Here is a 26,117-nt window from a genome sequence, read left to right on the forward strand (position 1 = left end):
GAAGAAGGGGGCTGCTCCTAGTACGAGAGGACCGGAGTGGACGAACCTCTGGTGTTCGGGTTGTGTCGCCAGACGCATTGCCCGGTAGCTAAGTTCGGAATCGATAACCGCTGAAAGCATCTAAGCGGGAAGCGAGCCCTAAGATGAGTCTTCCCTGACCCCTTGAGGGTCCTAAAGGGTTGTTCGAGACTAGAACGTTGATAGGCAGGGTGTGTAAGCGTTGTGAGGCGTTGAGCTAACCTGTACTAATTGCCCGTGAGGCTTAACCATACAACACCCAAAGGGTTTTGTTGTGGACTCAAATAGAACATTGAATGTGTAAGAACGCAGCTTTCCGAATTAACAAATTTGCTTGGCGACCATAGCATTGTGGACCCACCTGATTCCATGCCGAACTCAGTAGTGAAACGCAATAGCGCCGATGGTAGTGTGGGGCTTCCCCATGTGAGAGTAGGACATCGCCAGGCTTTACATTTAGACTCAAGAGTCTAACCAGTGCGGAGCGGTAGTTCAGTTGGTTAGAATACCGGCCTGTCACGCCGGGGGTCGCGGGTTCGAGTCCCGTCCGCTCCGCCAATTATTTAGAAACCTCGCTAATGCGAGGTTTTGTCAGATATCCACAGGGGTGTAGCTCCAATTGGCAGAGCAGCGGATTCCAAATCCGCGTGTTGGGAGTTCGAATCTCTCCACCCCTGCCATATAGAAGGCTCTAGTCGAAAGACTGGAGCTTTTTTGTTTTTGTAGCGATAAGCAGCGGATTCAGCTTATACCTAAAGAATACGCGTGTTGGGAGTTCGAATCTCTTCACCCCTGTCAAATATAGAAGATCTAGTTGTCAAACTGCAGGCTTTTCTCAACTCAACTTTTTATGATTCATGGATAGTCGATAATTTTTGTTATACATCGATGAGAAGTATTCTTATTTATCTGTTAAATTTATCGCCTTGTTGAATTCACATTCTATTATCTATGAATATCTCTCGTCGCCAATTTGTAAAATCTGGTCTAGCGCTTTCCGCACTCAGCGTTCTTCCAGCTTGTAGTTTAACTCGAACTTCTACTAATCCAGATGAATGGATATACGATCTTACGGCAGAGCCGGCTTCAGCGGAGCTTGTTCCCGGTTATACGACCAATGTGCTAGGTTTCAATGGCGAGATACCTGCTCCGACTATTCGGTGTCGTCAGGGGCAAGAGGTAACGATTCGATTTACTAACAAACTTGATGAGCCTACAACCATTCATTGGCATGGGTTGCGAATACCTATAGAAATGGATGGTGTCCCATTTCTTAGTCAGCCCCCTATTATGCCCGGTGAAACCTTTGTATATAAATTTACCCCACCAGATGCTGGCACATTTTGGTATCACCCTCACATGAACAGCGTTAAGCAATTAGGCATGGGCTTGGTTGGCTTGATCATTGTCGAAGAGTCAGTTCCTGTTCAGTTTGACCAAGAATACGACCTGATGCTCAAGCATTGGCATCTTGATAAACAGGGGCAGTGGAAAGATCTCATGATCCCTCGACTAAGTGCAAGAATGGGCACGCCGGGTGAATGGAGTAGTGTCAATGGTGTCCATGAACCGGTTTATCAATTAAAAGAAAACGCAGCGACACGGATACGTATAGCTAATGTGGACAATACCTTGACCTACCCAATCGCTATCGAAGGCGCGCGCGCATGGGTCATAGCGATAGATGGTAATCCAATAGAATCCCCTTATGAGCTTTCTCAGCATAAAATTGGCCCCGGTATGAGACTTGACCTTGCTTTGATTGCACCTGAGCAAGGAGAGCGTATTTATGTGCGTTATATGAAGGGGCGATTCCCTTTCCCATTATGTGAGTTTGATATTGTTCATTCAGATCTGCCTGATCAGCGATACATTCCAAAGTTGCCCCTTAACCCTGTTCCCGAGCTGGACCTTGATAATGCGCAAAAACTTGATTTTGTATTCGAGTGGGAGGGGGCTGTATCACCAGTTGGCAAGAATGGTAAGTCAATGCCTAAGTTCTGGTTAACTAATAAACGAGCATGGGAGGGGATGTCAAAAGATAATATACCTGAGCCACTTGCTTCACTTGAACTGGGTAAAACATACATTTTCTATCTAAAGAATGTTACTCAATACCATCATCCAATCCACTTGCACGGGCATACATTCACAGTATTGGAGCTGAATGGCAAAAAAGTAGAAGAACCTTTTCATACCGACACCGTGTTGCTTGGTAAGAATGGGACGGCTAAAGCGGCGTTTGTTGCCGACAATCCCGGCCGCTGGATGTATCATTGCCATGTGATTGAGCATATGAAAACGGGCTTAATGGGTTATATTGAAATAAAGTGACTCCTGTAACTTTTTAAATCTCATATTATTTTGCAGTGATATTACTCGATAATTTGTTACTATTGATCGTTAACTATCCAAAGGTAACAGGCATTCTCTGGGGGAGATAATGGGACAGCTTTCGATTCTTGGGTTTATTGCACTAGGTGGGGCCTTGGGGGCATGTTCTCGTTATCTTGTGACTGAGTTTTTTGTTGCCTTACTTGGACGAGGTTTCCCATACGGAACCTTGACGGTCAATGTGGCTGGCTCTTTCGTTATGGGGCTTCTCATTGCTGCATTTGAAAATGAAATGTTAGCCAGTGAGCCATGGCGTCAAATTATTGGTTTGGGCTTTCTTGGAGCTTTGACCACCTTCTCGACCTTTTCCATGGATAATGTTTTGCTGATGCAGCAGGGCGAGTTTTTTAAGATGGGCCTCAATGTATTAGCGAATGTCATTTTGAGTATTTCTGCCGCTTGGGTGGGTTTTCAATTGATAGCCAGGCTCTAGTGACTGTCAATATTTCGCTAATTACTGTTTAACTTGGCTTGGTTTAACCAAGTCTCTTCTATATACTTTGTTTACTTGTCGGAGTGCCATAAGGCTGAGACCGTTTATTCGGGATCCGTTGAACCTGATCAGATTAGTATCTGCGAAGGGAACAAGAGAAGATATCTATACCAGCTTCAGTTCTGGTTTATCTATCAACTTGTCGAATACAGCTGTATCGTTATTGTTACTTGAAGTAACCCGATTTAGCTCTCGTTTGACACCTCTTGTCGCATCTTTCCGCCAAGCATTTTTATGACTTTTTATCTAAGAATAACAAAGCAAGGAAAAATGCTATGTCGAATCGCAAACAAGCTCGACTGGAAGCAAAACAGTTTATAGACACGCTTTCAGCTGCACCATATCCTAACTCTAGTAAAGTTTATGTTGAAGGATCTCGGCCCGATATCCGTGTTCCCATGCGTGAAATTAGACTTTCAGATAGTTTGATTGGCGGAAGCAAAGAGAGCCCCGTTTTTGAGCCCAATGAAGCTGTTAGAGTCTATGATACCTCTGGACCATATACAGACCCAAACTATAACATCGACCTTTATAATGGTTTGCCCAAGCTCAGAGAGGGGTGGATCATAGAGCGCAGTGATACTGAGCTACTAGACGATGTAAGTTCAGTCTATTCTAAGCAGCGCTTAGCGGATGAAACACTTGATGATCTTAGGTATGGAAACCTTCCTCGTGTTCGCCGTGCCAAGAAAGGTCAATGCGTTACTCAGCTCCATTATGCTCGCAAGGGTATCGTAACTCCAGAGATGGAATATATTGCACTGCGCGAAAATATGGGGCGTGCAGTCTATCGAGATAAGACTTTAAACCAACAGCACCCGGGTGAAAGCTTTGGCGCCCATTTACCCAAGGATATTACCCCTGAGTTTGTGCGTCAGGAGGTTGCGCAGGGCCGTGCAATTATACCCTCCAACATCAACCATCCCGAGTCTGAGCCTATGATAATTGGTCGCAACTTTCTTGTTAAAGTGAACGCTAACATTGGTAATTCATCGGTTACATCGTCAATTGAAGAGGAAGTTGAAAAGCTGGTTTGGTCAACTCGATGGGGAGGCGACACGGTTATGGATCTTTCCACTGGCCGCAATATTCATGAAACGCGAGAGTGGATTTTACGTAATAGCCCAGTGCCAATAGGCACGGTTCCTATGTATCAGGCGCTGGAAAAGGTCAATGGTGTTGCTGAAAACCTGAACTGGGAAGTTATGCGTGACACACTGATAGAGCAAGCGGAGCAGGGTGTTGATTACTTTACCATTCATGCTGGCCTTCTTTTACGTTATGTCCCTATGACGGCTAAACGCGTGACTGGAATCGTTTCTCGCGGAGGGTCGATTATTGCCAAGTGGTGCTTGGCGCATCACGAAGAGAGCTTTCTTTACACACACTTTAGAGAGATTTGCGAAATTTGTGCCCAGTACGATGTTGCCCTCTCCTTAGGTGATGGATTAAGACCAGGGTCTGTTGCTGATGCTAATGACGAAGCACAATTTGCCGAGCTGAGGACTCTTGGTGAGCTCACCAAGATAGCTTGGGAATACGATGTACAAGTTATCATAGAAGGTCCAGGTCATGTACCTATGCATATGATTAAAGAGAATATGGAAGAGCAATTGCACCATTGCCATGAAGCACCTTTCTATACTCTTGGACCATTGACTACCGATATTGCACCAGGCTATGACCACATTACGTCGGGTATTGGGGCGGCGATGATTGGTTGGTACGGATGTGCCATGCTTTGTTATGTAACACCTAAAGAGCATCTAGGGTTACCTAATAAAGAAGATGTCAAAACTGGGCTAATTACCTACAAAATAGCTGCACATGCGGCAGATTTAGCTAAGGGGCATCCCGGAGCACAAGTGCGAGATAATGCCTTATCCAAAGCGCGCTTTGAGTTTCGCTGGGAAGACCAATTCAACTTAGCTCTAGACCCAGATACTGCCCGCTCTTTTCATGATGAAACACTACCTCAAGAGTCAGGAAAAGTAGCGCACTTCTGCTCTATGTGTGGTCCTAAGTTTTGCTCGATGAAAATCTCCCAAGAGGTTCGAGAGTACGCCAAAGACAAACAGCAGGTCGCTGCAGACCAGGCTATTAGCATACAAATGCTGGATGATCCGCTGGAAGGGATGCGTAAAAAGTCACAGGAGTTTCTAGCGACAGGGTCTGAGCTTTATCATCCTGCGGCTCATGCTGAGGCCAACGAATAATGACAAAAATCCTTATTCCCAAGCCGCTGATTGAGCTTACATGCCTTATTCAACACTATTTACTAAGCGCTAAAAAGCAAGGGTTTGATATTAATGAAATAGAGCTGGGTGTGAATTCAACTGCATCATTTAAAGTGATTACAGATCATCAGGTGACTGATTTTAATACGGATATTATTGATGAAGCGTTTGAGGTGACTGAAAACACTCATCATGTCTACTATCACTCCAAGCTGTCCGCTCTAGATTATAAAAGTTACTCTTGTAGCTCTTTCTATATGGGTATTGATGATGGTGAAAAAAACAAAGAAAATCATATGGATATATGGTTTAACCCTGCAACTGGTCAGACTCTGGCGTTATCTTGTGGTCGCAAATGTGGTAGTGATAATTTCAGGCCAAAGGAACATTTTTGTTGGTTCATTATGCTCTTCGCATTGGACTTTTCTATAGAAGACTCGTTGGTTTTGGCTCGAGCGATGACCAATAGAAAAGATAATGTTTCACGTGAAACATATGGAGATAACGACCTAAATCCAAGTTTATTCACTTGGCCGCATAGGATTTCTGAGTTTCCGACACCTGTTCTGAACGATTCACGCTTTGGTATTAGATCGGCTTGGTCATTAAATACGCCTGATTCACCATTTGCACCTCTTGCGAAAGATGGCTTAGGTATATACCCGATTGTCAGCAGCAGCGAATGGGTGGAAAAGCTACTAGAGTTAGGCGTAAAAACAATTCAGTTGCGCTTGAAGGGCCTAAGTCCAACTGAGTTGGAGAGGGAAATTGTTCGGTCGATTGAACTAGGATGCCGATACGGTGGCCAAGTCTTTATCAATGATTACTGGGAACTCGCGATTCAACATGGTGCTTTTGGCGTTCACTTAGGCCAAGAAGATTTAGAAGAATCAAACTTGTTACGTATTAAGCAGGCCAATCTTAGATTAGGTATATCAACTCATGGTTATTATGAGCTTTTATGTGGTTTGAGTCTTTGTCCTAGTTATATTGCTATCGGACCTATTTTTCATACTAACTCCAAACAGTTAGTGTCCAAACCACAGGGGTTGGCACGTTTGGCATTATACCAACAGCTAATCGACAGTCTTGGTTCTTGCGATATACCAAGCGCTCGCGTTAAAGCAAGTCCTTGTCCTACGGTAGCAATAGGTGGAATTAACCAAGCGAATGCTGAGCAGGTTTTGCAATCTGGTGTATCCAGTATTGCCTTGATAGGCGCTATTTGTTCTTCAGATAACTTAGGCGCTACCGTTAGCTTTTTTACCAATCTATTCCATAGCTACGTCGACAGAAACAAGGACCAAGAAGGACGTGGTCTGCAGGAATCTGGGAGGGCTTATGTTAACTGATGAGCAGTTTAACCGTTATCAGCGGCAAATCGCTCTTCCGGAGATTGGCGAACAGGGGCAAGTTAAGTTAAGTCAGTCACATGTGCTCATGATTGGCTGCGGTGGTCTAGGTAGCGCCGCAAGTTTATATTTAGCTGGCTCAGGTGTGGGTAAGTTGGTCATCGTTGATGATGATGACGTTGACTTTAGCAACCTCCATCGACAGGTTGTTTATCGCGATAAAGACATCTCTTCATCTAAAACTGAGGCGATGACGAACCAGTTATTAGCTTTAAACCCAGCCGTAAAGATACGCAGTTTGGATAAAAGGCTGAGCAAATCTCAACTCGAGCTAGAGGTAATGTTAGCTGACATCGTATTAGACTGCTCAGATAACATGCATACTCGGCAACTGATTAACCAAGTTTGTCTAGAGCAGAATACAGATTTGATATCTGCTGCTGCTATTGGTTGGCTTGGACAGTTCTGTGTTTTTGACTTTAGTTCGAAGGGGGAAAGTAATGCTTGTTATCGTTGCCTATACCCATTTGATGAAGTTGAGCAGGTACACAATTGCGCTGAGCTTGGTGTGATTGGGCCGGTTGTTGGCATTTTAGGAACCTATCAAGCACTTGCCGCCATTCAAAAGCTTGCTACTGGTCGGTTTCAATTCAAGGCACCTATGCTGCATAGGTTTGATGGCCTACAAATGCAATGGCAGTACTTATCGATCACGAAAGATAAACAGTGCAAAGTCTGTAGCTAAAGTAGGATTGAAACCTAGATTACATACGATGCCTGGAACATAAATTTTATCGGATATTTAAGGACAGGAAGGCTGTGACAACTTCTGAACAAAAAGTATTTCATCGTTCACAAGCGAACCATGATCTAATGACTATCGTAATTAACGATATTTCAAAGCAGGTGGCTAAAGACTCAAATCTTGAGCAGATAGTAAATCAGTTAGGTTTGTCTGAGAAAGGCTACGTATTCTCGATTAATAATCAAGTGGTCCCTGGTAGCGAGTGGACTGAGACTGTACTGGTAGAAGGGGATCGCATTAGTTTGTTTCAAGCGATCGCTGGAGGGTGAGTGAGATGCTAACAATTGGAGAGAGACAGTTTCAATCGAGATTGATTACTGGCACTGGAAAATTCTCTAACAGTAGATTGATGGTCGAGGCAATTACGGCTGCTGGTTCTGAGCTCGCCACTATGGCGCTTAAGCGGGTTAACATTAACGACAGCAAAGACGACATTATTGCGCCGCTTATAGAAAAAGGCATAGGATTATTGCCCAACACGTCTGGTGCGAAGAACGCCGAAGATGCGGTTTTTGCGGCGAACTTAGCCCGAGAGGCACTAAAGACCAACTGGGTAAAACTGGAAATTCACCCTGACCCCAAATACCTATTGCCCGATCCTATCGAGACTCTCAAAGCTGCAGAGAGGCTTGTGAATCTTGGTTTTATCGTATTGCCCTATTGCCACGCTGATCCAGTGTTATGTAAACGGTTGGAAGAAGTTGGCTGCTCAGCTGTAATGCCTCTTGGTTCACCGATAGGATCAAATAGGGGGCTAGTCACCAAAGATTTCTTGGAAATTATTATCGAACAAGCCAAGGTGCCGGTTATTGTTGATGCTGGAATTGGAACACCTTCTCATGCCGCCCACGCGATGGAGATGGGTGCTGACGCTGTAATTGTCAATACAGCGATCGCAGCTTCTAGGGACCCTGTTTATATGGGCGAGGCGTTTAAATTGGCGGTGAACGCTGGTCGTATAGCCTATGAAGCGGGGTTAGCGAGTCAAGCTTCTCATGCGGTTTCGTCAAGTCCATTAACTTCATTTCTTGATGAAATCTAGCACTAAATGGAGGGGCTGATGAGTTTCAGCAAAGAGTTTAATCATTTTGTTTGGGACGACATATCAATGTCGATTTATGCCAAAACCGCAAGAGATGTTGAGAGGGCACTTAATAAAGAAAAACTCGACTTAGAGGATTTTAAGGCACTTGTTTCACCAGCAGCAGAGCCATATCTCGAATTGATGGCTCAAAAGTCGTATGCCATTACCCGTAAGCGTTTTGGTAATACCATATCCTTATTCATCCCTTTGTATCTGTCTAACTTATGTGCCAATGACTGTACTTATTGTGGCTTCTCAATGCAGAACCGCATAAAACGCCGTACTTTAAGTAAAGGCGAAGTTATGGCTGAAGTTAGAGCAATTAAACAGATGAAGTTTGATAGCATACTCCTGGTGACCGGAGAGCATGAATCAAAAGTAGGAATGGATTATTTTCGCGAGATGGTGCCAATTATAAAACGCAGCTTCAATTATCTTGCAATGGAGGTTCAACCTCTTAAACAGCAACAATATGCTGAATTGAAAACGCTTGGTTTAGATGCAGTGATGGTTTATCAAGAAACGTATAAACCTTCTACTTACGCAAAACATCACTTGCGCGGCAACAAAACTGATTTTGAATTCCGACTGGATACGCCAGACCGTCTCGCTCAAGCGGGTATAGACAAGATAGGGCTCGGAGCTTTAATTGGTCTAGAAGACTGGAGAACTGACTGTTTTTTTGTTGCCGCACATCTCAATTATTTAGAGCGCAACTATTGGCAAACTCGCTATTCAATATCATTTCCACGACTGCGTCCGTGCGAGGGCTCGAGCTCGTCGAATTATGTCCAACCTAAGTCTGTGATGACGGATAAACAATTGGTCCAGCTTATATGCGCTTATCGGTTGTTTAATAATCAGGTTGAACTTTCAATGTCAACTCGTGAATCTGCAACATTCAGAGACAACGTACTCCCCTTGGGAGTGACCACTATCTCTGCAGCGTCGAAAACTCAGCCTGGTGGCTATTCATTGGAGCAGGAAGAGCTGGAACAGTTTGAAATTAGTGATGAGAGAAGTGCAATGGAAGTGGAAAGTGCAATCATAGCTAAAGGGTTTGAACCTGTTTGGCGTGATTGGCATTCTGCTTATTCGGGAGTTCGCCAAGTACAATGAATGTTTCACGTGAAACACTATTGTTGATAGAACTATGGGTTAAATCATAAAAGCTCCTGAGTTGGAGCTTTTTTATCTATGGGTTATTTAGTGGCCGAGCTTATCGAATGACAGTATCCGTTGCTTCACGCAGCCACTGCCTCACTTTACCTTCAACATGTTGGCTAACATCGTGCCACACCTTTTGGTGGTACTCGTTCAGCCAGTCTAACTCGGTGTCCGTCAACATATCAAAATTGATATTACGCTTGTCGATAGGACAGCGAGTTAGAGATTCAAAGCCAAGCACAGAAAAGTCGCCGTTGGTTTTTGATTCGACGACAAGCTCGAGGTTTTCAATTCGAATTCCAAATGCGTCAGCTCGGTAATACCCAGGCTCATTGGAGAGCACCATGCCAGTAGTTAGTGGAACGTCAATTTGTCGTTTGGAAATACTTGCTGGTCCCTCATGAACATTTAGGAAATGTCCGACACCATGGCCGGTACCATGATCGTAATCATAACCCTCTGCCCAAAGGTGCTGACGAGCGAGAGTGTCGATCTGATAGCCGCGAGTACTTTTGGGAAATTTCGCACGGGCAACATTAATATGGCCTTTAAGGACTAAAGTAAATTGCTTGATCATCTCGTCGCTGGGTTGACCAATGGCAATTGTGCGGGTGATATCCGTTGTGCCATCAATGTATTGACCTCCAGAATCAACAAGATAAAGAGAGTCCATCTCAAGTTGTCCAGGCGTGGGCTGATTTTCATGATTGTAGTGACACATGGCTGCATTCGGTCCAGCCGCAGAAATAGTATCAAAACTCAAGTCCTGTATTGTCGGATCTTGATAACGAAATGACTCAAGTTTATCCGCTAGTATTGCTTCATTATGTAGATGCCCCGAGCTTACTTGCTCATCTAACCAAGACAAAAACTTGGCCATGGCTACACCATCGCGTATGTGACACGCCCTCATGCCCGCAACCTCTGTTGCGTTTTTTGCGGCCTTTGGCATTAGACATGGGTCTGCACAATGAACAACATTCGCCCCCGCATTTTGTAACACTAGTTTGAACCAAGCATTGCTGGTGGCTGGATCCAACATAACCTGCTTGCCAGTTAGAGCTTCTATTCTAGATTGAAGTGATTCTGGGTGGTGGACAGTGACATTCTGGCCAACATGAGAATGAAAGTTCTGTGGTAAGCGAGTTGGGTCAAGGAAATACTCAAGACTTGAATCTGAATGTAAGATCACGTGGGAAAGCAGGACGGGTAATCGGGAGACATCAAGCCCGCGAATGTTAAGCAGCCAGCATATGGAATCTAGAGCGGTAATGACAACGCTGTCCGCTCCTTGTTTTTTGATAAGTTCTGCGATTTGTAGACGTTTGCTTTCGCAGGTTTGACCAACAGCATCCGTTGGCATCAGGCGAACGTCAGAAACAACAGGCTCTGGACGATTATGCCAAAGCTCATCAATAGGGTTGGTGTCTAATATTTTTAGCTCTAAGGTATCTGCGAGTTGTTCTTGCGCCATTCCTAACCAAGAGGCGTTATGCATTCTTGGGTCAATGGCTACACGAGAGCCTTTGTGTAGATGAGATTTAACCCACTCAAGTGCTGGTTCCTCAACTAGGTGTCGATACTCAAAGTGGTCGGCAGACACTTGCTTAGTCACTTGTACAGTATAACGACCGTCGACAAAAATGGCTGCCTGGTCTTTTGTGATGACAGCGGCACCAGCAGAGCCAGTAAAACCAGTTAGCCAGTACAAGCGCTCGTTATGCGCGGGTACGTATTCACCTAAATATTCGTCTTCATGCGGTACAACCAGTGCGTCAATATCTTTGTCATTTAGCCACTGACGTATTGCAGTTAGGCGTTGCTCAGTAGTCTTAAGCATTTATCGTAATCCTTCATTTGTTGTGCGTCCTTGCTGACTAAACGACTGACAGCGGACGATATGAATAAGCTACTCTTTTTGTCGTAAGCCTGCAAATCATCTAAGAGAAGTGGTTTTCTCTTCAATAATTTGTCTAAGCCATGAGATAGCAGGATCTTTTTCTCTATCTCTGTGCCAAAACATGGTGTAAGCCATAGGAGGAAACTCAAGCGGCAAAGGAAGGGTCGTCAAACCAAGCTGTCTCGATGAGAGTTTGATGAAATGACTTGGGGCTGTGAAAATAAAATCGGTATAAGAACAGAGGATTGCCGCACTATTGAAGTCGGGAACTGTGATAGCAATGTCTCGCTCTTTGCCGATATCTGCGAGGCGATAGTCAAGTAACCAGCGATCGTTGCCATCACACCTTACCTGAACGTGTCTTTGTGATAAATAGCTATCGAGATCCCAAGGTTTAGACAGTGCAGGGTGATTTTGACGCAACAAGCACATTTGGTTATCGCGGTAGATTTCTTTTTCACAAATATCGCTAGGCGGCAGCATGGTCAGTTTGGCATCATTAATGTCGATGTCTTTACCAGTAATACCTAAATCCATATCACCACGTAAGATTTGATTAAACGTATTTTCTGTCCATCCATGGGTACTAATAGTAACACTAGGTGCACGTTTGAAAATCTCGGGAAGAAAGTGGGGAAGTATTAGAGGGTAGACACTCTCTACCGCAGAAATTTGGAAGCGATAGTCGCTAGAGTCAGGTGAAAACTCTTCTGGTTGAGTAATTTGTTCTAAGTGATTAATTAAGTTATCGAGCTTTGGTTTCAAAAACAAAATTTTAGGTGTTGGCTTTAGTCCGTGGGCATGGCGCACGAAAAGTGGGTCTCCAAATTGAGTCCTGAGTTTTGCTAGGTTTTTGCTCACGGCAGATTGGCTCAAACATAGCCGATGTGCAGCTCGGGTTACATTCAGCTCTTCTGCGAGCACATTAAGGCAAACAAGAAGGTTGAGATCGATACGTGCCAGCTTTTCTATATTCATAGGAAATTCCCTTCAGGAATATCTTTGATGACTATGCGTCATTGGATGTAATAACTCGATTCAAATACACTGTCAACAATTTCATCAACGCCTGTCAGAGTCAGAATCTATGTCAAATGCTGACACAAATAATGGTAACCAAATGCAAATTGTTCTTTTGGTGTTATTGGTGCTTTTTAGCCCACTAGCTATTGATATTTATTTGCCAGCACTGCCGCAGATGGCTGAGTCTTTCAGTGTCGAGCATGCTTTGATTCAAGATACAATTACATGGTTCTTGTTTGCTATGGGGCTTGGTCAACTATTTGCTGGTCCTTTAGCAGACAAACTAGGACGTCGAACTGTTGCATTGGGAGGAGTAAGTATCTACGCATTGAGCGCCTTATTGGCGTGGGGAGCTCAGACGATAGAGTGGATGCTATTGGCTCGACTGCTACAAGGCTTGGGTGCATGTGCTACATCGGTAGCAGCCTTTGCAACAGTTCGCGATATCTTTGGACCAAACAAAAGCGGTAAAGTCATCAGTTACCTAAATGGTGCGATTTGTTTTATTCCTGCCTTGGCGCCCATTCTAGGCAGCTGGTTGACGCAAGAGTTTGGATGGCGAACCAACTTTTCATTTATGGTTTTATTTGGTGTGCTTGTATATTTAGTCTTGGCTGTAGCTATGAAAGAGACAAACCCTAAATCAAGTTGCGAGCCTGTTTTTCGAGCCAGTCGCTATATGGCAGTATTAAATACCCCGTCCTTTTTGTTTCATGCCTGCTTGTGTATGTTTTCAATGGCTGTGATATTAGCCTATGTTACCTCAGCTCCAGTCGTTTTAATTGAAGGCTTGGGGCTTAGTATGAATGATTTTACGCTCTGGTTTGGTATTAATGCTGTGGTAAATATTGCCGCTTGTTTAAGCGCGCCTAAATTTATGGACAAATATGGTACCTATAATGCGTTGATTACTGCGATACTTTTATTGGGTTTAGGCGGAATACTGATGCTATTTTTAGCGCAATACCAAACCCCATTGGCCTTTATGCTGCCTATTTTCTTATCTTCCGTCAGCTTCGCCTTTATCCTCGGTGGTGCGGCTGGTAAAGCTTTGGCACCGTTTGGAGATAAAGCAGGTACGGCAGCAGCATTGTTAGGGCTATTTCAAATGAGTGGTTCCGGCCTAGTTGTTGCCCTAATGCAGAGGCTAGATATGCAACCTCATATGATGATCGCTCTGCAAATGTTTATTGTGGTACCAAGTGTTTTTATTTTGTTAAGTAAAACGGGAAGAAAATGGCATACAACCTTGGCTTAACTTGATCTAATTGCTTTGAACAACAAAAAAAACATTGTATATTTAAACTTCACTTCTAATAACAATGTGGACGCTTAACTTCGATGTCGATGACAACTTATGAAATGGCTCGTGTGCTGGAGCAACTTGAAGATTCTCCAGAAAAAGTCATGTTTGGTAAATTACTCAATGAATTAGGCAATCAAAGCGGTGAGCGCATCCGTAGCGCTGCTAAACAAGTTCCTTTGCATATGTTGCGCGATATTATCTTCCAGTTTCAACAAGTCATTGAAGATAGAAAAGGTGAAGAAGTTGCCTCCATCGCAAAATCTATTGCTGAGCAAGGCATTTCAGTTGATGAATTAAAGCAATATTTAGAATCTAATTAATTTATTGCCCACAGCAAACGGGCAATTATTATGGATTTACGTTCCTGTTTATTGGGTTTTGCAGCGAGATCAATGTTTCCGTTGACTGAACTTCGTCGATTGCCTGTAACTTGTCAATGAGTACAAACTGCAACTCCTCGATAGAGCGGCACATCAATTTAACAAAAATATTGTAGGCGCCTGTGGTGTAGTAAGCCTCAACCACCTCCTCTAATGCGTTTAATTTTTCTAAGGCGGAATGATAATCACGAGCTGCATTTAAGTTGATACCGATGAAGCAGCAGACATCGTAGCCGAGCTTTTTAGTATCAACTATAACCTCTGTGCCTTGTATCACCTCAGCCGCTTTCATTTTTTCAATTCGAACATGAATGGTGGCCGGGCTGACACCAAATTGCTTAGCCATTTCCGCATAGGGTGTTCGAGCATCCTCCATTAAAGTTTTTAAAATAGTTCTATCTAAATCATCCATCTTAGCGCTCTGAGCTTGCATTCGGTTCTCAACTTAATATTGGTCTCTAGTTCAAATTATCACCAATAGTGATACTATTAGATTAATTGCCACCTTAATATGAGAGCTATTTTAGTGCGCTTTTGTCTCATTCTTCTAGCGATATTTTATGCAGGGCTCTCGCATTCTCATGCTGCAAATAAAGACGTCCTCGTGGTGCATTCATATCACCAAGGTTTTTTTTGGACCGATGCTTTCCAGCTAGGGTTGGAAGATGTGTTACAAGATGATCACCTAGTTTTGAGAGTTGAATACCTCGATTCAAAGCGGATACAAGATCCCACCTATTTAGAACAGCTCTACCAGTTATATAAAACTAAGTTAAGCCAAGAAGCCTTTTCTGCAATTGTTGTCAGTGATAATAACGCGCTTAATCTGATGCAACGTTTAGCATCAGAAGTCGGTGAAACACCAGTAATATTTGGTGGGATAAATCACTACAGCCCCAATATGCACTCTCAATTAAGGGCGACGGGAGTGATCGAAGATATCGATATTTACAGCAATATCGCTCTGATAGAGCGTATTCAACCCGAAGTTAAGAAAATCTATGTGATCAGTGATTATTCTGTTTCTGGAGAGCTTGTTCGCCTGCAAGTGACCGAATTTTTAACCGTCAACCCCGAATATAAGCGTATCGTTGAGCAAATTACTCCCGAAAGCTATCAAGAGTTAATAGACCTGTCTAAAACCTTGGATAAATCGAGCAGCATCTTATTTTGTATGTACCACAGAGATAAAAATGGCTGGATCACTGAAGAGGCACAATGGCAAGAGCTTAATCGCAATTCTGGGGCACCTATCTATCTTGTCCACGATTTGGGTCTAGGAAAGGGTGCGGTGGGCGGATTTATTCAAAGCGGAAGAACCCACGGCCAACAAACGGCCAACCAGCTCCTTAAGGTATTGCACTTTAATTCCAAGAAAATGCCTAATGTTGAAATGGGCACGCCAGAAATAAAACTAGACTACCAAGCGGTTAAGAAATGGGATTTGGGGATTGATGGTGAAGTGTCGACCATTTTATTTAATAAGCCTATACCTTTTACCGTTCGCTATCAGCGAGAGCTGAAGATATTTGTCAGTGTCGTAGTATTTTTGACCTTGATTATCATGGCGTTGGTGTACTATTTGAGCCGGTTAAAACGAAGTGAGTCGATAGCAAGAGAAAGTCAGATGCTTATTGAAATGGTATTTGACCAAAGCTATCACTTTATTGGCCTTTTGGACGGTTACGGGCGAGCGGTTTCCTGCAACAGTAAACTTCAAGAGCTGCTGTATCATCAAGACTACAGCGTTGATCGGCCAATTTGGCAACACCAGCACTGGGAAACGAACTCAGCTAAGCTTTTAAAGCATTACTTTGACAATGAAGATACCAAACAAAGCGCTCAATTTGAAGCTGAGATTTGGCATTCAGAGCAAGGTGCAATGGTGCTTGAAATAGCGCTTAAACCCTTACCTGATAATGGCCAAGGCGTTAACTATCTTTTTGAAGCGCGAGACATTACGTCGCGAAAAATTACTGAGACGAAGTTATTTCAGCGCGAAGCAAACCTAAGTCATTACTATGACCAACAACCAGTGATGATGATTACTTTGGATGAACATAATTGTGTTCAGCAAGTGAATCATTTTTCTGAACTCTTACTTGGCTATGAACCTGAGCGCTTGCTTGGTCATAGGTTAGTTGAGTTCTATTTGCATTCAGATGCGGTCACACCAAGACAGGTTTTACTTCAGCCCAAACAGGCAATGTGTGGTGTTTGGCGACGCGAGATTGAATATCGTCATGCCGATGGTCATGCAATATGGATTCGTGAAAATATACGGCCATTGGTGGAAACTGGGCATTTATTGATTGTTGGTGAGGACATTACCGAAACTAAACATTTGGCGGAGCAACTAGAATATCAGGCGCGCTATGACTTACTCACGGGTACCTATAACAGAAATCAGTTTGAAGCTGAGTTAGAAAAAGCATTGATTGAAGTGGAAAGTTATACGCGAACCCATGCCATGCTCTATCTGGATCTCGATCAATTGAAGGTGTTAAATGATACCGCGGGTCACGAGGCAGGAGATATGGCGATTCAATTTTGTGCCAGTATGCTCCAAGAGGTATTGCCTTATAACGCGATCCTTGCCCGAATGGGTGGAGATGAGTTTGCGGTATTACTTAAAGACTGCACTGAGCGAGATGCAACAAGCGTTGCCAGCTCGATTATTTGGGCGCTCAGTGATCAACACTTTGTTTGGGATGATATTCGATTAAATTTGACCTGCTCAATTGGTATTCGCTTGATAGACCATACTGCTGAGTCTCCCCAAATGGTGCATGCGCAAGCCGACACAGCATGCCACGCTGCCAAAGAGGAAGGGCGTAACAGGTTTAATCTTTACTGTCAGGACGATGAAGATCTTCGTCGCAGAGAACAGGAAATGGAATGCGTGAGCTTTGTTCATGACGCTCTTGCTAACAATCGAATCGAGTTATTCGCCCAACAAATTTTGTCTTTGGATGACGATGAGCCTCTGATGCATTTTGAAATACTGATCCGTATTCGTGATGCTGAGGGTGAATATATCGCACCGGGTATATTTATGCCTGCGTCTGAACGCTACAACATGGCACAGTTACTCGATAAACAAGTGGTGACGAAAACTCTTGATTGGTTTGAAGAGAATCCAGAGGCACTGGATCACCTCGGGATGTGCTCGATTAATCTGTCAGGACACTCAATGGGCAACCAAGAGTTTATCAGCTTTTTACTCAACAAACTGCAATTTAGCCGAGTACCCTGTAGTAAGATTTGCCTAGAAATTACAGAGACTGCGGCAATGAGTAACATGAAGCAGGCGATTGCATTATTCACTCGGTTCAAGGAGCTTGGCTGTAAGATAGCTCTCGATGACTTTGGCTCAGGGCTATCCTCGTTTGGCTATCTTAAAAAGTTGCCGGTTGATATTGTCAAGATTGATGGTCTGTTCGTACGCGAGATTGATGTCAATGATGGGGATCGCCTCATGGTTCGATCTATCAATGATTTGGCTAAGCAGATGGGTAAGAAAACGGTGGCCGAGTTTGTCGAAAACAACAGAATTCTCGATATGCTTATTGATCTTGGAGTTGATTATGCCCAAGGATACTTAATTGGCATTCCCAAACCTTTGCCCACTCTGGTTGACGAACTGCTTGCGTCACGCAATCAAAAATAGTCACCCAAGACGAAATCTATTACACTTGCCCGCCTGTTTTTCGAACTCAACTTTGGAGCCAACACTTGCAGCTACAACTTATCAGCGAAGACTTCAGCCTCAATGAACAATTGAAAGATTTGTCATTTCGATGGGGGCTTACGCATGATGAGCAAAGTCCTTTTGCTTTGGTTTTAACTTCTGAGCGGTTGGAGTTAAGAAAAACGGATGAACCTAAGCTTGGTGCTATTTATGTTGATCTTGCTGGTGGTGCAGCTGCCCACAGGCGAAGATTTGGTGGTGGTAAAGGGCAGGCGATTGCCAAAGCGATAGGCATGAACAAGGGGGTTATACCAAGTGTTCTGGATGCAACCGCTGGGCTTGGGCGAGATGCCTTTGTGCTCGCTTCACTTGGTTGTAAAGTCCAGATGCTCGAACGTAATCCCGTCGTGGCAGCCTTGCTTGATGATGGATTAATGCGTGCCAAGCGTGATCCTGAAATAGGTGGTTGGGTCAGTGAGCGTCTTTCGTTGAATCATACTTCCAGCCATAGTGCACTCGAATCACTTGTGAATGATTCCAATCTTGATAGGCCTGATGTGGTTTATTTAGACCCCATGTATCCACACCCAGAAGGGAAAAAGAAATCAGCATTGGTTAAAAAAGAAATGCGCGTCTTTCAGTCTCTTGTTGGTGCCGATCTCGATGCCGATGACTTGTTGTCTCCAGCTTTAGCCATGGCGAAAAAAAGAGTCGTGGTTAAGCGTCCTGACTATGCTAAGTGGTTAGGAGAGCACAAGCCGACTATGGCAATTGAAACCAAAAAAAATCGCTTTGATGTCTATGTCAACGCTTCAATGAGCTAACTGAGACTCGCGGCCTCAAGTTTTACTTTTATGCTTGCCATTAGACTCTGATATGGGTATATCATAGTAAGAATTATTCGTATTCTTGTCTGGAGTGTTTGCATGACCAAAAGCTTGTGTAAGATGAACCGCAAGCAAATTGCCGATGGATTGAGTGACATTCATCGTTTGGTGGCTGAGCCTAAGTTCGTTTGTCGCTCGTGTGCGCGTTGCTCAGCAGACAAGGCGGCACTTTGTAAGCCCACACTTATTTCGACGCTATCTCCCCATAATGCGGCAGATAAACAGCCCGCTTCTGCGGCGCAAGATAAATCCCAACTGGTGAAAAAGGTTATTGAGCAGGCTAAACAAAAGGCCAATGACAAGCCTAATATCTCACCAGAACGTTTGCTTGAATATACCAGTACTAAAGAGATTAAAAGGGCTCAAAAGGCACTGAAAAAGCAATATAAGCAGCAAAAGCAACTACTTAAGCTAGCGAAGAAAAAGAGAAAGTTATTAAAACGGGAAGCTAAGTTGATAGCTTGTCTTGATGTGACTCAGTTTTCTGATCTCAAAAAGACCAGCTTACAAGCGAGTAACATGCATTAAAAAGCTCTCCATAGGGAGAGCTAATATCGTTGCTGCTAAGATTGGTAACTGAGTGCTACTTTGCGTTTTACCCAAGTTTCGTTAAACCATAGTGACAGCATGATAACAGCGCCGCCCAGGGCTAAACGAGTTAAATCGACGTCTCTATTCCAAATGACTATGTTGACAATCAGTCCTGCTGGAACCAAGGCGTTATTCATCGCTGCCAGCGCACCAGCGTTGACTAACGTAGCCCCTTTATTCCAGCCAAAATAGCCCAACCCAGAAGCCATAATCCCTAGATAAATGAGTACACCCCATTGTGTGTTGGTGGTTGGCATACGTTCTAAGTTGCCAAGCAAACTGAATGCGACCACTGCGACACATAAAGCTCCGAGGTAGAAATAGCCAAAGATCGTATGCTGAGAGAGGTTTACAGGCTGATCTTCCAAGATGTATTTATAACCGACTTGACCAATAGCAAAGCAAAGGTTTGCTCCCTGAACTACCAGAAAGCCAAGTAGAAAGTTTTCATTAATTCCAGCAAACTTAATCAACGCGGCTCCAGCAACGGCGATAATCGCGGTAACTAGATACCAAGGTGAAAAACGCCCTTTGAGTAAGTCGTAGATCAGGGTGACATAAATTGGGGTAAACACAGTAAACAGCAGTACTTCTGGTACAGAGAGTAAAAGAAAAGATTGATAGTAGAAGCAATACATTAAACCGAGTTGGGTGCCACCCACAGTCATAAGCTTGGCAATCAGCTTTTTATTTACTCCCCTAAATTTTAAGAATGGAAGAAACATCAAGCTTGCTAAAGCAACACGCATTAGCACAGAGAACCAAGAATCTACCTGACCAGCGAGATATACACCGATCAGGCTAAATGAGAATGCCCACAGAAGTGTGACGGCAGACAGGTAAGCCATAATCAATACTCATTATCAATAAATGGCCAGCAGTCTATACCAAAAACTAGGCAGGGTCAGTCATTAAGTGGCACGACCAACATATCGACAGGAGAGCAGTTAATGAGCTGTCTGGTTGAAGATAATAACTTGCTCCAAAAGTCCTGATGGTGGCCACAAACTACGATATCAACATTAAACTCTCTTATGGTGTCGCACAGTTCATTGCCTAAGTCACCACTGCCCACTAGGGTATGTTTAATCGGGTAGTTGGCATGCTTGGCAAATTTTTGTAACTGCTGCTGCGAGGCTTCAATAGCCTGATGCTGGGTTTCTGCGAGGTTGATATCAATAAGTCCTGTATAGAGCTCGGCATAATTGACATCAATGTGGATAAAAGACACTTCAGCACCGAGTGGTTTGGCTAGGGAAACGGCTTTATCGACGAGTGTTTTACTGTCTTCTGACAGGTCTACGGCAACTAATATATGCTGATAACTCATGATGAACTCTCCATTTAAGTGTCTGTTGATAGGTTAGCATTATGGTGTAAATGTTTTTGTTGAGGTGATCTCAGATCCACATTCACTCGTCAAAGTGTTAAGGTGTGGTAGTGATAAGATTCATTGAAGTAAATCAAGTTAATTAGGAGTAAGAAATGCTTTCACAGGCGATGGTTGATCAACTGAATGAGCAAATTAATCTCGAATTTTTCTCATCCAATCTATACTTACAAATGAGTGCTTGGTGTGAAGACAAAGGATTTGAAGGTGCCGCCGAGTTTCTTCGTGCACACGCGGTTGAAGAAATGGGGCACATGCAGCGACTTTTTACTTACGTAAGTGAAACAGGCGCCATGCCAATTTTGGGTGCAATTGAAGCCCCTAAGCATGAGTTTGCCAGTTTAGGTGACGTATTCCGTGAGACTTATGAACACGAGCAAATGATAACTCAGAACATCAATAAGCTTGCCCACGTCGCTTTTACGTCCCAAGACTACTCAACTTTCAACTTCCTGCAGTGGTATGTCGCAGAACAACACGAAGAAGAGAAGTTGTTTAAAGGGATCATAGACAAGCTTGATCTTGTTGGTGAAGACGGTAAAGCCCTGTTCTTTATCGACAAAGATTTAGCAGCTTTGGCGAAAGAAGGTTCATCTTCTATCATGGATGCCCCCGCTGAATAAGCTTCAGCATAAGACTTTCTAGGCAGATCGTCTTTTCTTTCTGGGCTTCTGATGAAGATGTAGGGAGGAAAAGATGATCACAGCTGACACGATTTTATTCACGCTAATGTTAATCACCTTGGTCAACATGGCCAGATACTTAACCGCCTTACGTTCTCTCATATACATCATGCGCGAAGCACACCCCTTGCTTTATCAGCAAGTTGATGGTGGCGGATTCTTCACCGCTCATGGTAACGTGACTAAGCAGGTTAGGCTTTATCATTATTTGAAGAGTAAAGAGTACCACCATCATCATGATGAAATCTTTACCGGCAAGTGTGAAAGAGTAAGGGAGCTATTTATTCTATCGAGTTCTCTTCTCGGCGTAACCCTCTTTGCAGCTATGATTCTGTAGCTGGATAATTTGGCAAGGCCTCTAATTGGGGGTAGAATAGCGCCAATTGGCTAAGGATGTGCTAGAAGCACATCCTTTTTTATTGGGTTTAAGTTGAGAAAGGTTATGACAGAGAAGTTTGATGTTGTCATTATCGGAGCGGGCGCTGCGGGTTTAATGTGCGCGGCAGAGGCAGGTAAGCGTGGCCGTAATGTATTGGTGCTAGATCATGCTAAAAAGCCCGGCCGAAAAATTCTCATCGCAGGTGGTGGTCGTTGTAACTTCACTAACTATGACGTGTCGGCGAGCAACTTTTTATGCCAAAACCCGCATTTTGTTAAATCTGCGCTATCTCAATATACCAACTGGGACTTTATTGCCATGGTCAGCAAGCATGGTATTGAGTTTGAAGAACGCGACCATGGCCAGCTGTTTTGTGTGGGTGATTACACGTCAAAAGATATCGTTAAAATGCTCTTAGCCGAGTGCGATTTGCCCACTGTTACTCAGCGCTACCAACAAGATGTCCATCATATCGAAAAGATCCAATCTGGCTTTTTGCTTGATGTGAACACCCATTCCATTGAGTGTGATTCGCTTGTTATCGCGACTGGTGGACTGTCAATGCCAAAGCTTGGCGCAACGCCATTTGGCTATAAAGTGGCCGAGCAGTTTGGCTTAAATATCGAACCAACCACTGCAGGCCTTGTGCCTTTTACTCTTCATAAAGAGGATAAAGAAGCGTTTGCTGAGTTGTCAGGCATTGCTGTCGATGCTGAGATTACTGCTCAAGATGGCACAATTTTTAAAGAAGCTTTGCTGTTTACCCACAGAGGTTTATCTGGGCCTTCTGTGCTGCAAATATCCTCGTACTGGAGGGCAGGACAAGCGGTTACGATTAACTTGGTTCCTGATGTGGATGTCGATGCTTTGCTGGCGAGTAATCTTGAAAAGCACCCCAACCAGAGTTTGAAAAATACCTTAGCTAAAGTGCTGCCTAAGCGCTTAGTAGAGGTTTTGATAGAGCGTAAAGCTCTCACAGATAAGCCACTTAAGCAGTTCACATCTAAACAGTTAATAGAAGTCACTGAGAAACTTGAGAATTGGCGAATCATGCCCAATGGTACAGAAGGCTATCGCACCGCAGAAGTTACCTTGGGCGGTGTGAGTACCGAACATATTTCATCCAAAACGATGCAATGTAAAGACATAGCAGGCCTCTATTTTATTGGCGAAGTAGTGGATGTGACAGGTTGGCTCGGTGGCTATAACTTCCAATGGTGCTGGAGCTCAGGCTTTGCGGCTGGGCAGTGGGTGTAAAATTGTGTAGGTAAAATAAAGTTTGCCAATTTCAAATAAAGATTGCCAAAATCAACGGTCATGTAAAATATAGTTTGCCAGAATGTGCTTGTGGGTCTAGGCTCTCAGTAAGGATGAGAACTGGAGTAGATTATGACTCGCAGCTTTGAAAGTTATGAGGATTACAGGCGTCACCTTCGAAACAAGTGGGGTCAAGGAGAAGGGAGTAAATACAAGCCTTGGTTCACTGTAAGAGACGTTAAAGGCTCTAATGCTTTTCGGGCTGAAGTTTTTGGTCTGAAAACAGGAAGGACCCACCACTTTCTTTCGTCTAAAGAATCTCAACTCTTCTATATTCTTGAGCATCGTGATGATGTCATTGATATTCGGGAACAGTTTCCGCTACTTCCTTTGGAGTTGAGCCAAAAGGTAGCAAGAACACTTGGTGTTAAACACCCAACAGTGACGAAAACTGGCATCCCATTCATCATGACTACTGACATTTTAGCAACCGTGGATTGTGGTACTGGTAGATCCTATCTTGCCTTTTGTGTAAAGCCAGAAGAAGAATTGGATAACCCTAGGGTTCTTGAAAAGATTGAAATTGAAAGAATCTGGTGGGAATTGCTAGGTGTTCCTTTTCAGGTCTTTACTGGTAGCAAGAAAACGGAGATTTTAAGCCGAAATTTGTCATGGGCAACTGATCCTTTACGCTCAGGTACGCAATACGAGATTGATAAGTTTGTTGATCCAGCATTAAGCCTTCTATCGGTTGGGAAGCACTTAAAATTAGACCTTTGTGATACATTTATGAGTACTTTTAATATTGATAGCGTAAGTGCTTTAAATATTCTAAGGATGTTGATAGCTAAAAAATTTATCACTGTTGATTTGTCAACTTTACTCGAAACATCTCCAATTATCACTATTGTTAGTATTTCTTATAATGTGAGGATTGTTGCCGGTGAAGATTGAAATTAATAGTACTTGGAAGTTTATAGATGTTGAAGGTTTGGAAGACGGTACATATAGAGTTCTCAAAATTGAAGACAGTATATCATCATTAATTGTTTTTAACCTTGAATATACAAAAATAATCGTTCGGCCAGTTTTGCTTCATCTTGAACATTTTTACTTGTTATTTAAGGAAAAAAAGATCAAAAAAGTACCTTATGAACAGTATCCTTACTTGTTAAATGATGAAGATAAAATTCCTGAAAAATACAAACTAATAAGGGAAGATAGATATAGGAAAATTAAAAATATAGTTCAAGATCAATCTCTTCTTTTTCAATTTGCAACAAAGAAAAAAATTCCAGCAGTTTCTAATCAAGCCAAAGAGTTAGGAACTGATAGTAAGACAATATATCGGTTACTAAATTTATATTGGAAGCTTGGACAAACAAAAAATGCTTTGTTGCCTGCTTATAGCTTGAGCGGTGGGAAAGGAAAAATAAGAGAAAATGTAAAAAATAGTCTTGGAACTAAGCTTGTTTCACGCACCGGGAAATTCGATTCACCTCGGTCATATATTGTAAAAGAAAACGATAGAAAATTATTTGAAAAAGCTTTGAAAAAATACCATTTAAAAAATAATGGTCTCAACTTAAAAGAAACATATAAGAATTTACTAAGACAAAGTTATCAATTTGAAATTTTAGATGCTCACTATTTAGATCGAATTCCTGGTGTACCGAGTTACAGACAGTTTGTAAACTGGTCGAAAAAGATTTTCAACCAAGATGAGGTTGTAAAATTTAGGACAAGCAAGAGTGACTACTTAAGAAATAAAAGAGCGGTAGAAGCTAGCATCACCGATAAAACTCCAGTGCCAGGTAGTTGCTTTGAGATTGATGCAACGGTCGCTGACGTTCATATCGTTTCTGAATTACGTCGAAACCATGTAATAGGTCGGCCAACAATTTACTCAATAATAGACCGCGCCAGCCGAATGATCGTTGGATTTCATGTTTCTCTGTACCACGCTTCATGGAAGGCTGCTCGACAGGCATTAGTAAATGCATTCTCTCCAAAAATTGAATATTGTCAGAAATTTGGAATTGAGATCAGCGAAGAAGAGTGGCCATGTTCGCATATTCCCCAGAGATTGATTTGTGACAATGGGGAAATGATAGGGTTAAAACCACAGGATCTCGTAGTTCCTCTAACGGAATTACAAATAGCCCCACCATACCGACCTGACTGTAAAAGCTTAGTTGAAAGGCGATTTGGCTACTTGAATGATAAATCCCTTCATCGCCTTCTAGGAAGTAGCCGTGGTGGCAAAATCGTTAGAGGAAGTCCTGACCCGAGAAAAGGTGCAATTTATACACTACGAGAGGTTACATCACTCTTGATTAGAGATGTGTTAGAACACAACAAAGAAATATTTGACGATCTAGCCTTGACGAGTCGTCTACTAATTGAAAATGATCTATCCCCTACACCAATAAATCACTGGAATGTACACCTATTAAACCATCGACATGCACTTAAAATGGCTAGCTTAGATGAAATAAATGCTCGCTTGCTACCTCGAGAAGACGTTTCAATGACACGGAGCGGGATTTTGTTCAATGAAATATATTACTCCTGTCAACGTATTCGTGACGAAAATTTAGCTGCTATTGCACGAAATTACGGACGATTCAAGCTAGAAGCCAGAGTTAATTATGATGACACCTCATATATCTATGTAAGGCTGAAAGATAATGAAGGCTTTACTCGATGCGATATTTTGGAAAGAAGCAAGGAACTTAAGGGAATGCCACTTGCTGAGGTTTATTATCTGCGTGACTGGCTTGATGAAAAGAAGCGTAAACAACTAATCACGGTCTCTTCAATTGATAACTTAAGCCATAAAGAAAATATTCAAAAAAGTGCATTTAAATCTGTAAAACAGACCCCAAAATTGAAAACCAAGGGGGAGCGAACAAAAAATGTTAAGCAAAGACGGCGAGAAGAAATTGAGTGGATAGAATCTAAGGAACAACAAGAGTCTCTACCTGAAGAACAAGTTAAAGATGGTGTTAAAACCGAAGATCGTAGTTACTCTAATCAATTGGTAAAACTACCAAGAAGAAAAAAATAATGGAGTCGAT

General features: G+C 43.0%; 23 protein-coding genes, 2 tRNA genes, 2 rRNA genes and 1 riboswitch. Of the genes, 22 read left to right on the plus strand and 5 right to left on the minus strand.

Going from position 1 to position 26,117, the window contains the following annotated elements:
- The 12 genes from DPF90_RS20375 to thiH form a co-directional block, all read left to right on the plus strand.
- A 23S ribosomal RNA gene (locus DPF90_RS20375) occupies positions 1-270 on the plus strand; the annotation flags it as partial.
- Positions 271-351: 81 nt separating this feature from the next.
- Positions 352-467 (plus strand): 5S ribosomal RNA (gene rrf, locus DPF90_RS17595).
- Positions 468-499: 32 nt separating this feature from the next.
- Positions 500-576: transfer RNA gene (locus tag DPF90_RS17600), tRNA-Asp, on the plus strand.
- Between the two features lie 45 nt (positions 577-621).
- Positions 622-698 (plus strand) — tRNA-Trp (locus DPF90_RS17605).
- Between the two features lie 271 nt (positions 699-969).
- Positions 970-2,352 (plus strand): multicopper oxidase family protein, encoded by a 1,383-nt coding sequence (locus DPF90_RS17610; protein WP_114787633.1) that lies wholly within the window; start codon positions 970-972, stop codon positions 2,350-2,352.
- 109 nt (positions 2,353-2,461) lie between these two features.
- Positions 2,462-2,845, plus strand: coding sequence for a fluoride efflux transporter CrcB (gene crcB / locus DPF90_RS17615; protein WP_114787634.1), 384 nt, complete (start codon positions 2,462-2,464; stop codon positions 2,843-2,845).
- A 69-nt stretch (positions 2,846-2,914) separates the two neighbouring features.
- A riboswitch (TPP riboswitch) is annotated at positions 2,915-3,013 on the plus strand.
- 167 nt (positions 3,014-3,180) lie between these two features.
- Positions 3,181-5,121, plus strand: coding sequence for a phosphomethylpyrimidine synthase ThiC (gene thiC, locus DPF90_RS17620; protein ID WP_114787635.1), 1,941 nt, complete (start codon positions 3,181-3,183; stop codon positions 5,119-5,121).
- Entirely contained in the window at positions 5,121-6,494 is a 1,374-nt protein-coding gene (locus DPF90_RS17625; RefSeq protein WP_114787636.1) for a thiamine phosphate synthase, read from the plus strand. Before thiC ends, DPF90_RS17625 begins: the two co-directional genes overlap by 1 nt.
- Positions 6,484-7,239 (plus strand): HesA/MoeB/ThiF family protein, encoded by a 756-nt coding sequence (locus DPF90_RS17630; protein WP_114787637.1) that lies wholly within the window; start codon positions 6,484-6,486, stop codon positions 7,237-7,239. Before DPF90_RS17625 ends, DPF90_RS17630 begins: the two co-directional genes overlap by 11 nt.
- A gap of 74 nt (positions 7,240-7,313) precedes the next feature.
- Positions 7,314-7,568, plus strand: a complete 255-nt coding sequence (gene thiS, locus DPF90_RS17635; RefSeq protein ID WP_114787638.1) for a sulfur carrier protein ThiS — start codon at positions 7,314-7,316, stop codon at positions 7,566-7,568.
- Positions 7,569-7,573: 5 nt separating this feature from the next.
- Complete coding sequence (locus DPF90_RS17640) at positions 7,574-8,341, plus strand: thiazole synthase (RefSeq protein WP_114787639.1); 768 nt, start codon at positions 7,574-7,576, stop codon at positions 8,339-8,341.
- Between the two features lie 18 nt (positions 8,342-8,359).
- Positions 8,360-9,502, plus strand: coding sequence for a 2-iminoacetate synthase ThiH (gene thiH / locus DPF90_RS17645; protein WP_114787640.1), 1,143 nt, complete (start codon positions 8,360-8,362; stop codon positions 9,500-9,502).
- Positions 9,503-9,602: 100 nt separating this feature from the next.
- Here the strand turns inward: thiH and DPF90_RS17650 are convergent, their stop codons facing one another.
- Complete coding sequence (locus tag DPF90_RS17650) at positions 9,603-11,390, minus strand: aminopeptidase P family protein (protein ID WP_114787641.1); 1,788 nt, start codon at positions 11,388-11,390, stop codon at positions 9,603-9,605.
- 96 nt (positions 11,391-11,486) lie between these two features.
- On the minus strand, positions 11,487-12,428 hold the full coding sequence (locus tag DPF90_RS17655; RefSeq protein ID WP_114787642.1) for a LysR family transcriptional regulator: 942 nt from the start codon (positions 12,426-12,428) through the stop codon (positions 11,487-11,489).
- A gap of 109 nt (positions 12,429-12,537) precedes the next feature.
- Between DPF90_RS17655 and DPF90_RS17660 the strand changes: the two genes are divergently transcribed.
- Together DPF90_RS17660 and tsrA are read left to right on the plus strand one after the other, a co-directional pair.
- A complete protein-coding gene (locus DPF90_RS17660; RefSeq protein WP_114787643.1) occupies positions 12,538-13,731 on the plus strand; it encodes a multidrug effflux MFS transporter in 1,194 nt (397 codons plus the stop codon).
- Positions 13,732-13,814: 83 nt separating this feature from the next.
- Positions 13,815-14,099 carry an H-NS-like global regulator TsrA gene (tsrA, locus tag DPF90_RS17665; RefSeq protein WP_114787644.1) on the plus strand — a complete coding sequence of 95 codons (285 nt, stop codon included), beginning with the start codon at positions 13,815-13,817 and terminating at the stop codon, positions 14,097-14,099.
- A gap of 28 nt (positions 14,100-14,127) precedes the next feature.
- Here tsrA and asnC read toward each other — a convergent pair whose 3' ends face one another.
- Positions 14,128-14,592: a transcriptional regulator AsnC gene (asnC, locus tag DPF90_RS17670; RefSeq protein ID WP_114787645.1), complete on the minus strand. Its 465-nt coding sequence runs from the start codon at positions 14,590-14,592 to the stop codon at positions 14,128-14,130.
- A 93-nt stretch (positions 14,593-14,685) separates the two neighbouring features.
- Here asnC and DPF90_RS17675 point away from each other — a divergent pair, with 93 nt between their 5' ends.
- From DPF90_RS17675 to DPF90_RS17685, 3 genes are all read left to right on the plus strand, one after another.
- Positions 14,686-17,829, plus strand: a complete 3,144-nt coding sequence (locus DPF90_RS17675) for a bifunctional diguanylate cyclase/phosphodiesterase (RefSeq protein ID WP_114787693.1) — start codon at positions 14,686-14,688, stop codon at positions 17,827-17,829.
- Between the two features lie 65 nt (positions 17,830-17,894).
- Positions 17,895-18,674: a class I SAM-dependent methyltransferase gene (locus tag DPF90_RS17680; RefSeq protein ID WP_114787646.1), complete on the plus strand. Its 780-nt coding sequence runs from the start codon at positions 17,895-17,897 to the stop codon at positions 18,672-18,674.
- Positions 18,675-18,776: 102 nt separating this feature from the next.
- Complete coding sequence (locus DPF90_RS17685; RefSeq protein ID WP_114787647.1) at positions 18,777-19,265, plus strand: hypothetical protein; 489 nt, start codon at positions 18,777-18,779, stop codon at positions 19,263-19,265.
- 35 nt (positions 19,266-19,300) lie between these two features.
- Here the strand turns inward: DPF90_RS17685 and DPF90_RS17690 are convergent, their stop codons facing one another.
- A complete protein-coding gene (locus tag DPF90_RS17690; RefSeq protein ID WP_114787648.1) occupies positions 19,301-20,176 on the minus strand; it encodes a carboxylate/amino acid/amine transporter in 876 nt (291 codons plus the stop codon).
- 56 nt (positions 20,177-20,232) lie between these two features.
- Complete coding sequence (gene uspA, locus DPF90_RS17695) at positions 20,233-20,658, minus strand: universal stress protein UspA (protein WP_114787649.1); 426 nt, start codon at positions 20,656-20,658, stop codon at positions 20,233-20,235.
- 155 nt (positions 20,659-20,813) lie between these two features.
- Between uspA and ftnA the strand changes: the two genes are divergently transcribed.
- The 5 genes from ftnA (at position 20,814) to DPF90_RS17720 (ending at position 26,107) form a co-directional block, all read left to right on the plus strand.
- Entirely contained in the window at positions 20,814-21,341 is a 528-nt protein-coding gene (ftnA, locus tag DPF90_RS17700) for a non-heme ferritin (protein ID WP_114787650.1), read from the plus strand.
- Positions 21,342-21,414: 73 nt separating this feature from the next.
- Positions 21,415-21,738 (plus strand): universal stress protein UspB, encoded by a 324-nt coding sequence (uspB, locus tag DPF90_RS17705; protein ID WP_114787651.1) that lies wholly within the window; start codon positions 21,415-21,417, stop codon positions 21,736-21,738.
- 105 nt (positions 21,739-21,843) lie between these two features.
- Positions 21,844-23,037, plus strand: coding sequence for a BaiN/RdsA family NAD(P)/FAD-dependent oxidoreductase (locus tag DPF90_RS17710; protein ID WP_114787652.1), 1,194 nt, complete (start codon positions 21,844-21,846; stop codon positions 23,035-23,037).
- A 132-nt stretch (positions 23,038-23,169) separates the two neighbouring features.
- Positions 23,170-23,991 (plus strand): TnsA endonuclease N-terminal domain-containing protein, encoded by an 822-nt coding sequence (locus DPF90_RS17715; protein WP_114787653.1) that lies wholly within the window; start codon positions 23,170-23,172, stop codon positions 23,989-23,991.
- Complete coding sequence (locus DPF90_RS17720; protein ID WP_205395205.1) at positions 23,981-26,107, plus strand: transposase; 2,127 nt, start codon at positions 23,981-23,983, stop codon at positions 26,105-26,107. The genes DPF90_RS17715 and DPF90_RS17720 overlap by 11 nt, the downstream gene beginning before the upstream one ends.
- Positions 26,108-26,117 lie beyond the last annotated feature (10 nt).

The organism is Vibrio tetraodonis, from assembly GCF_003350295.1.
Taxonomy (GTDB): Bacteria; Pseudomonadota; Gammaproteobacteria; order Enterobacterales; family Vibrionaceae; genus Vibrio; species Vibrio tetraodonis.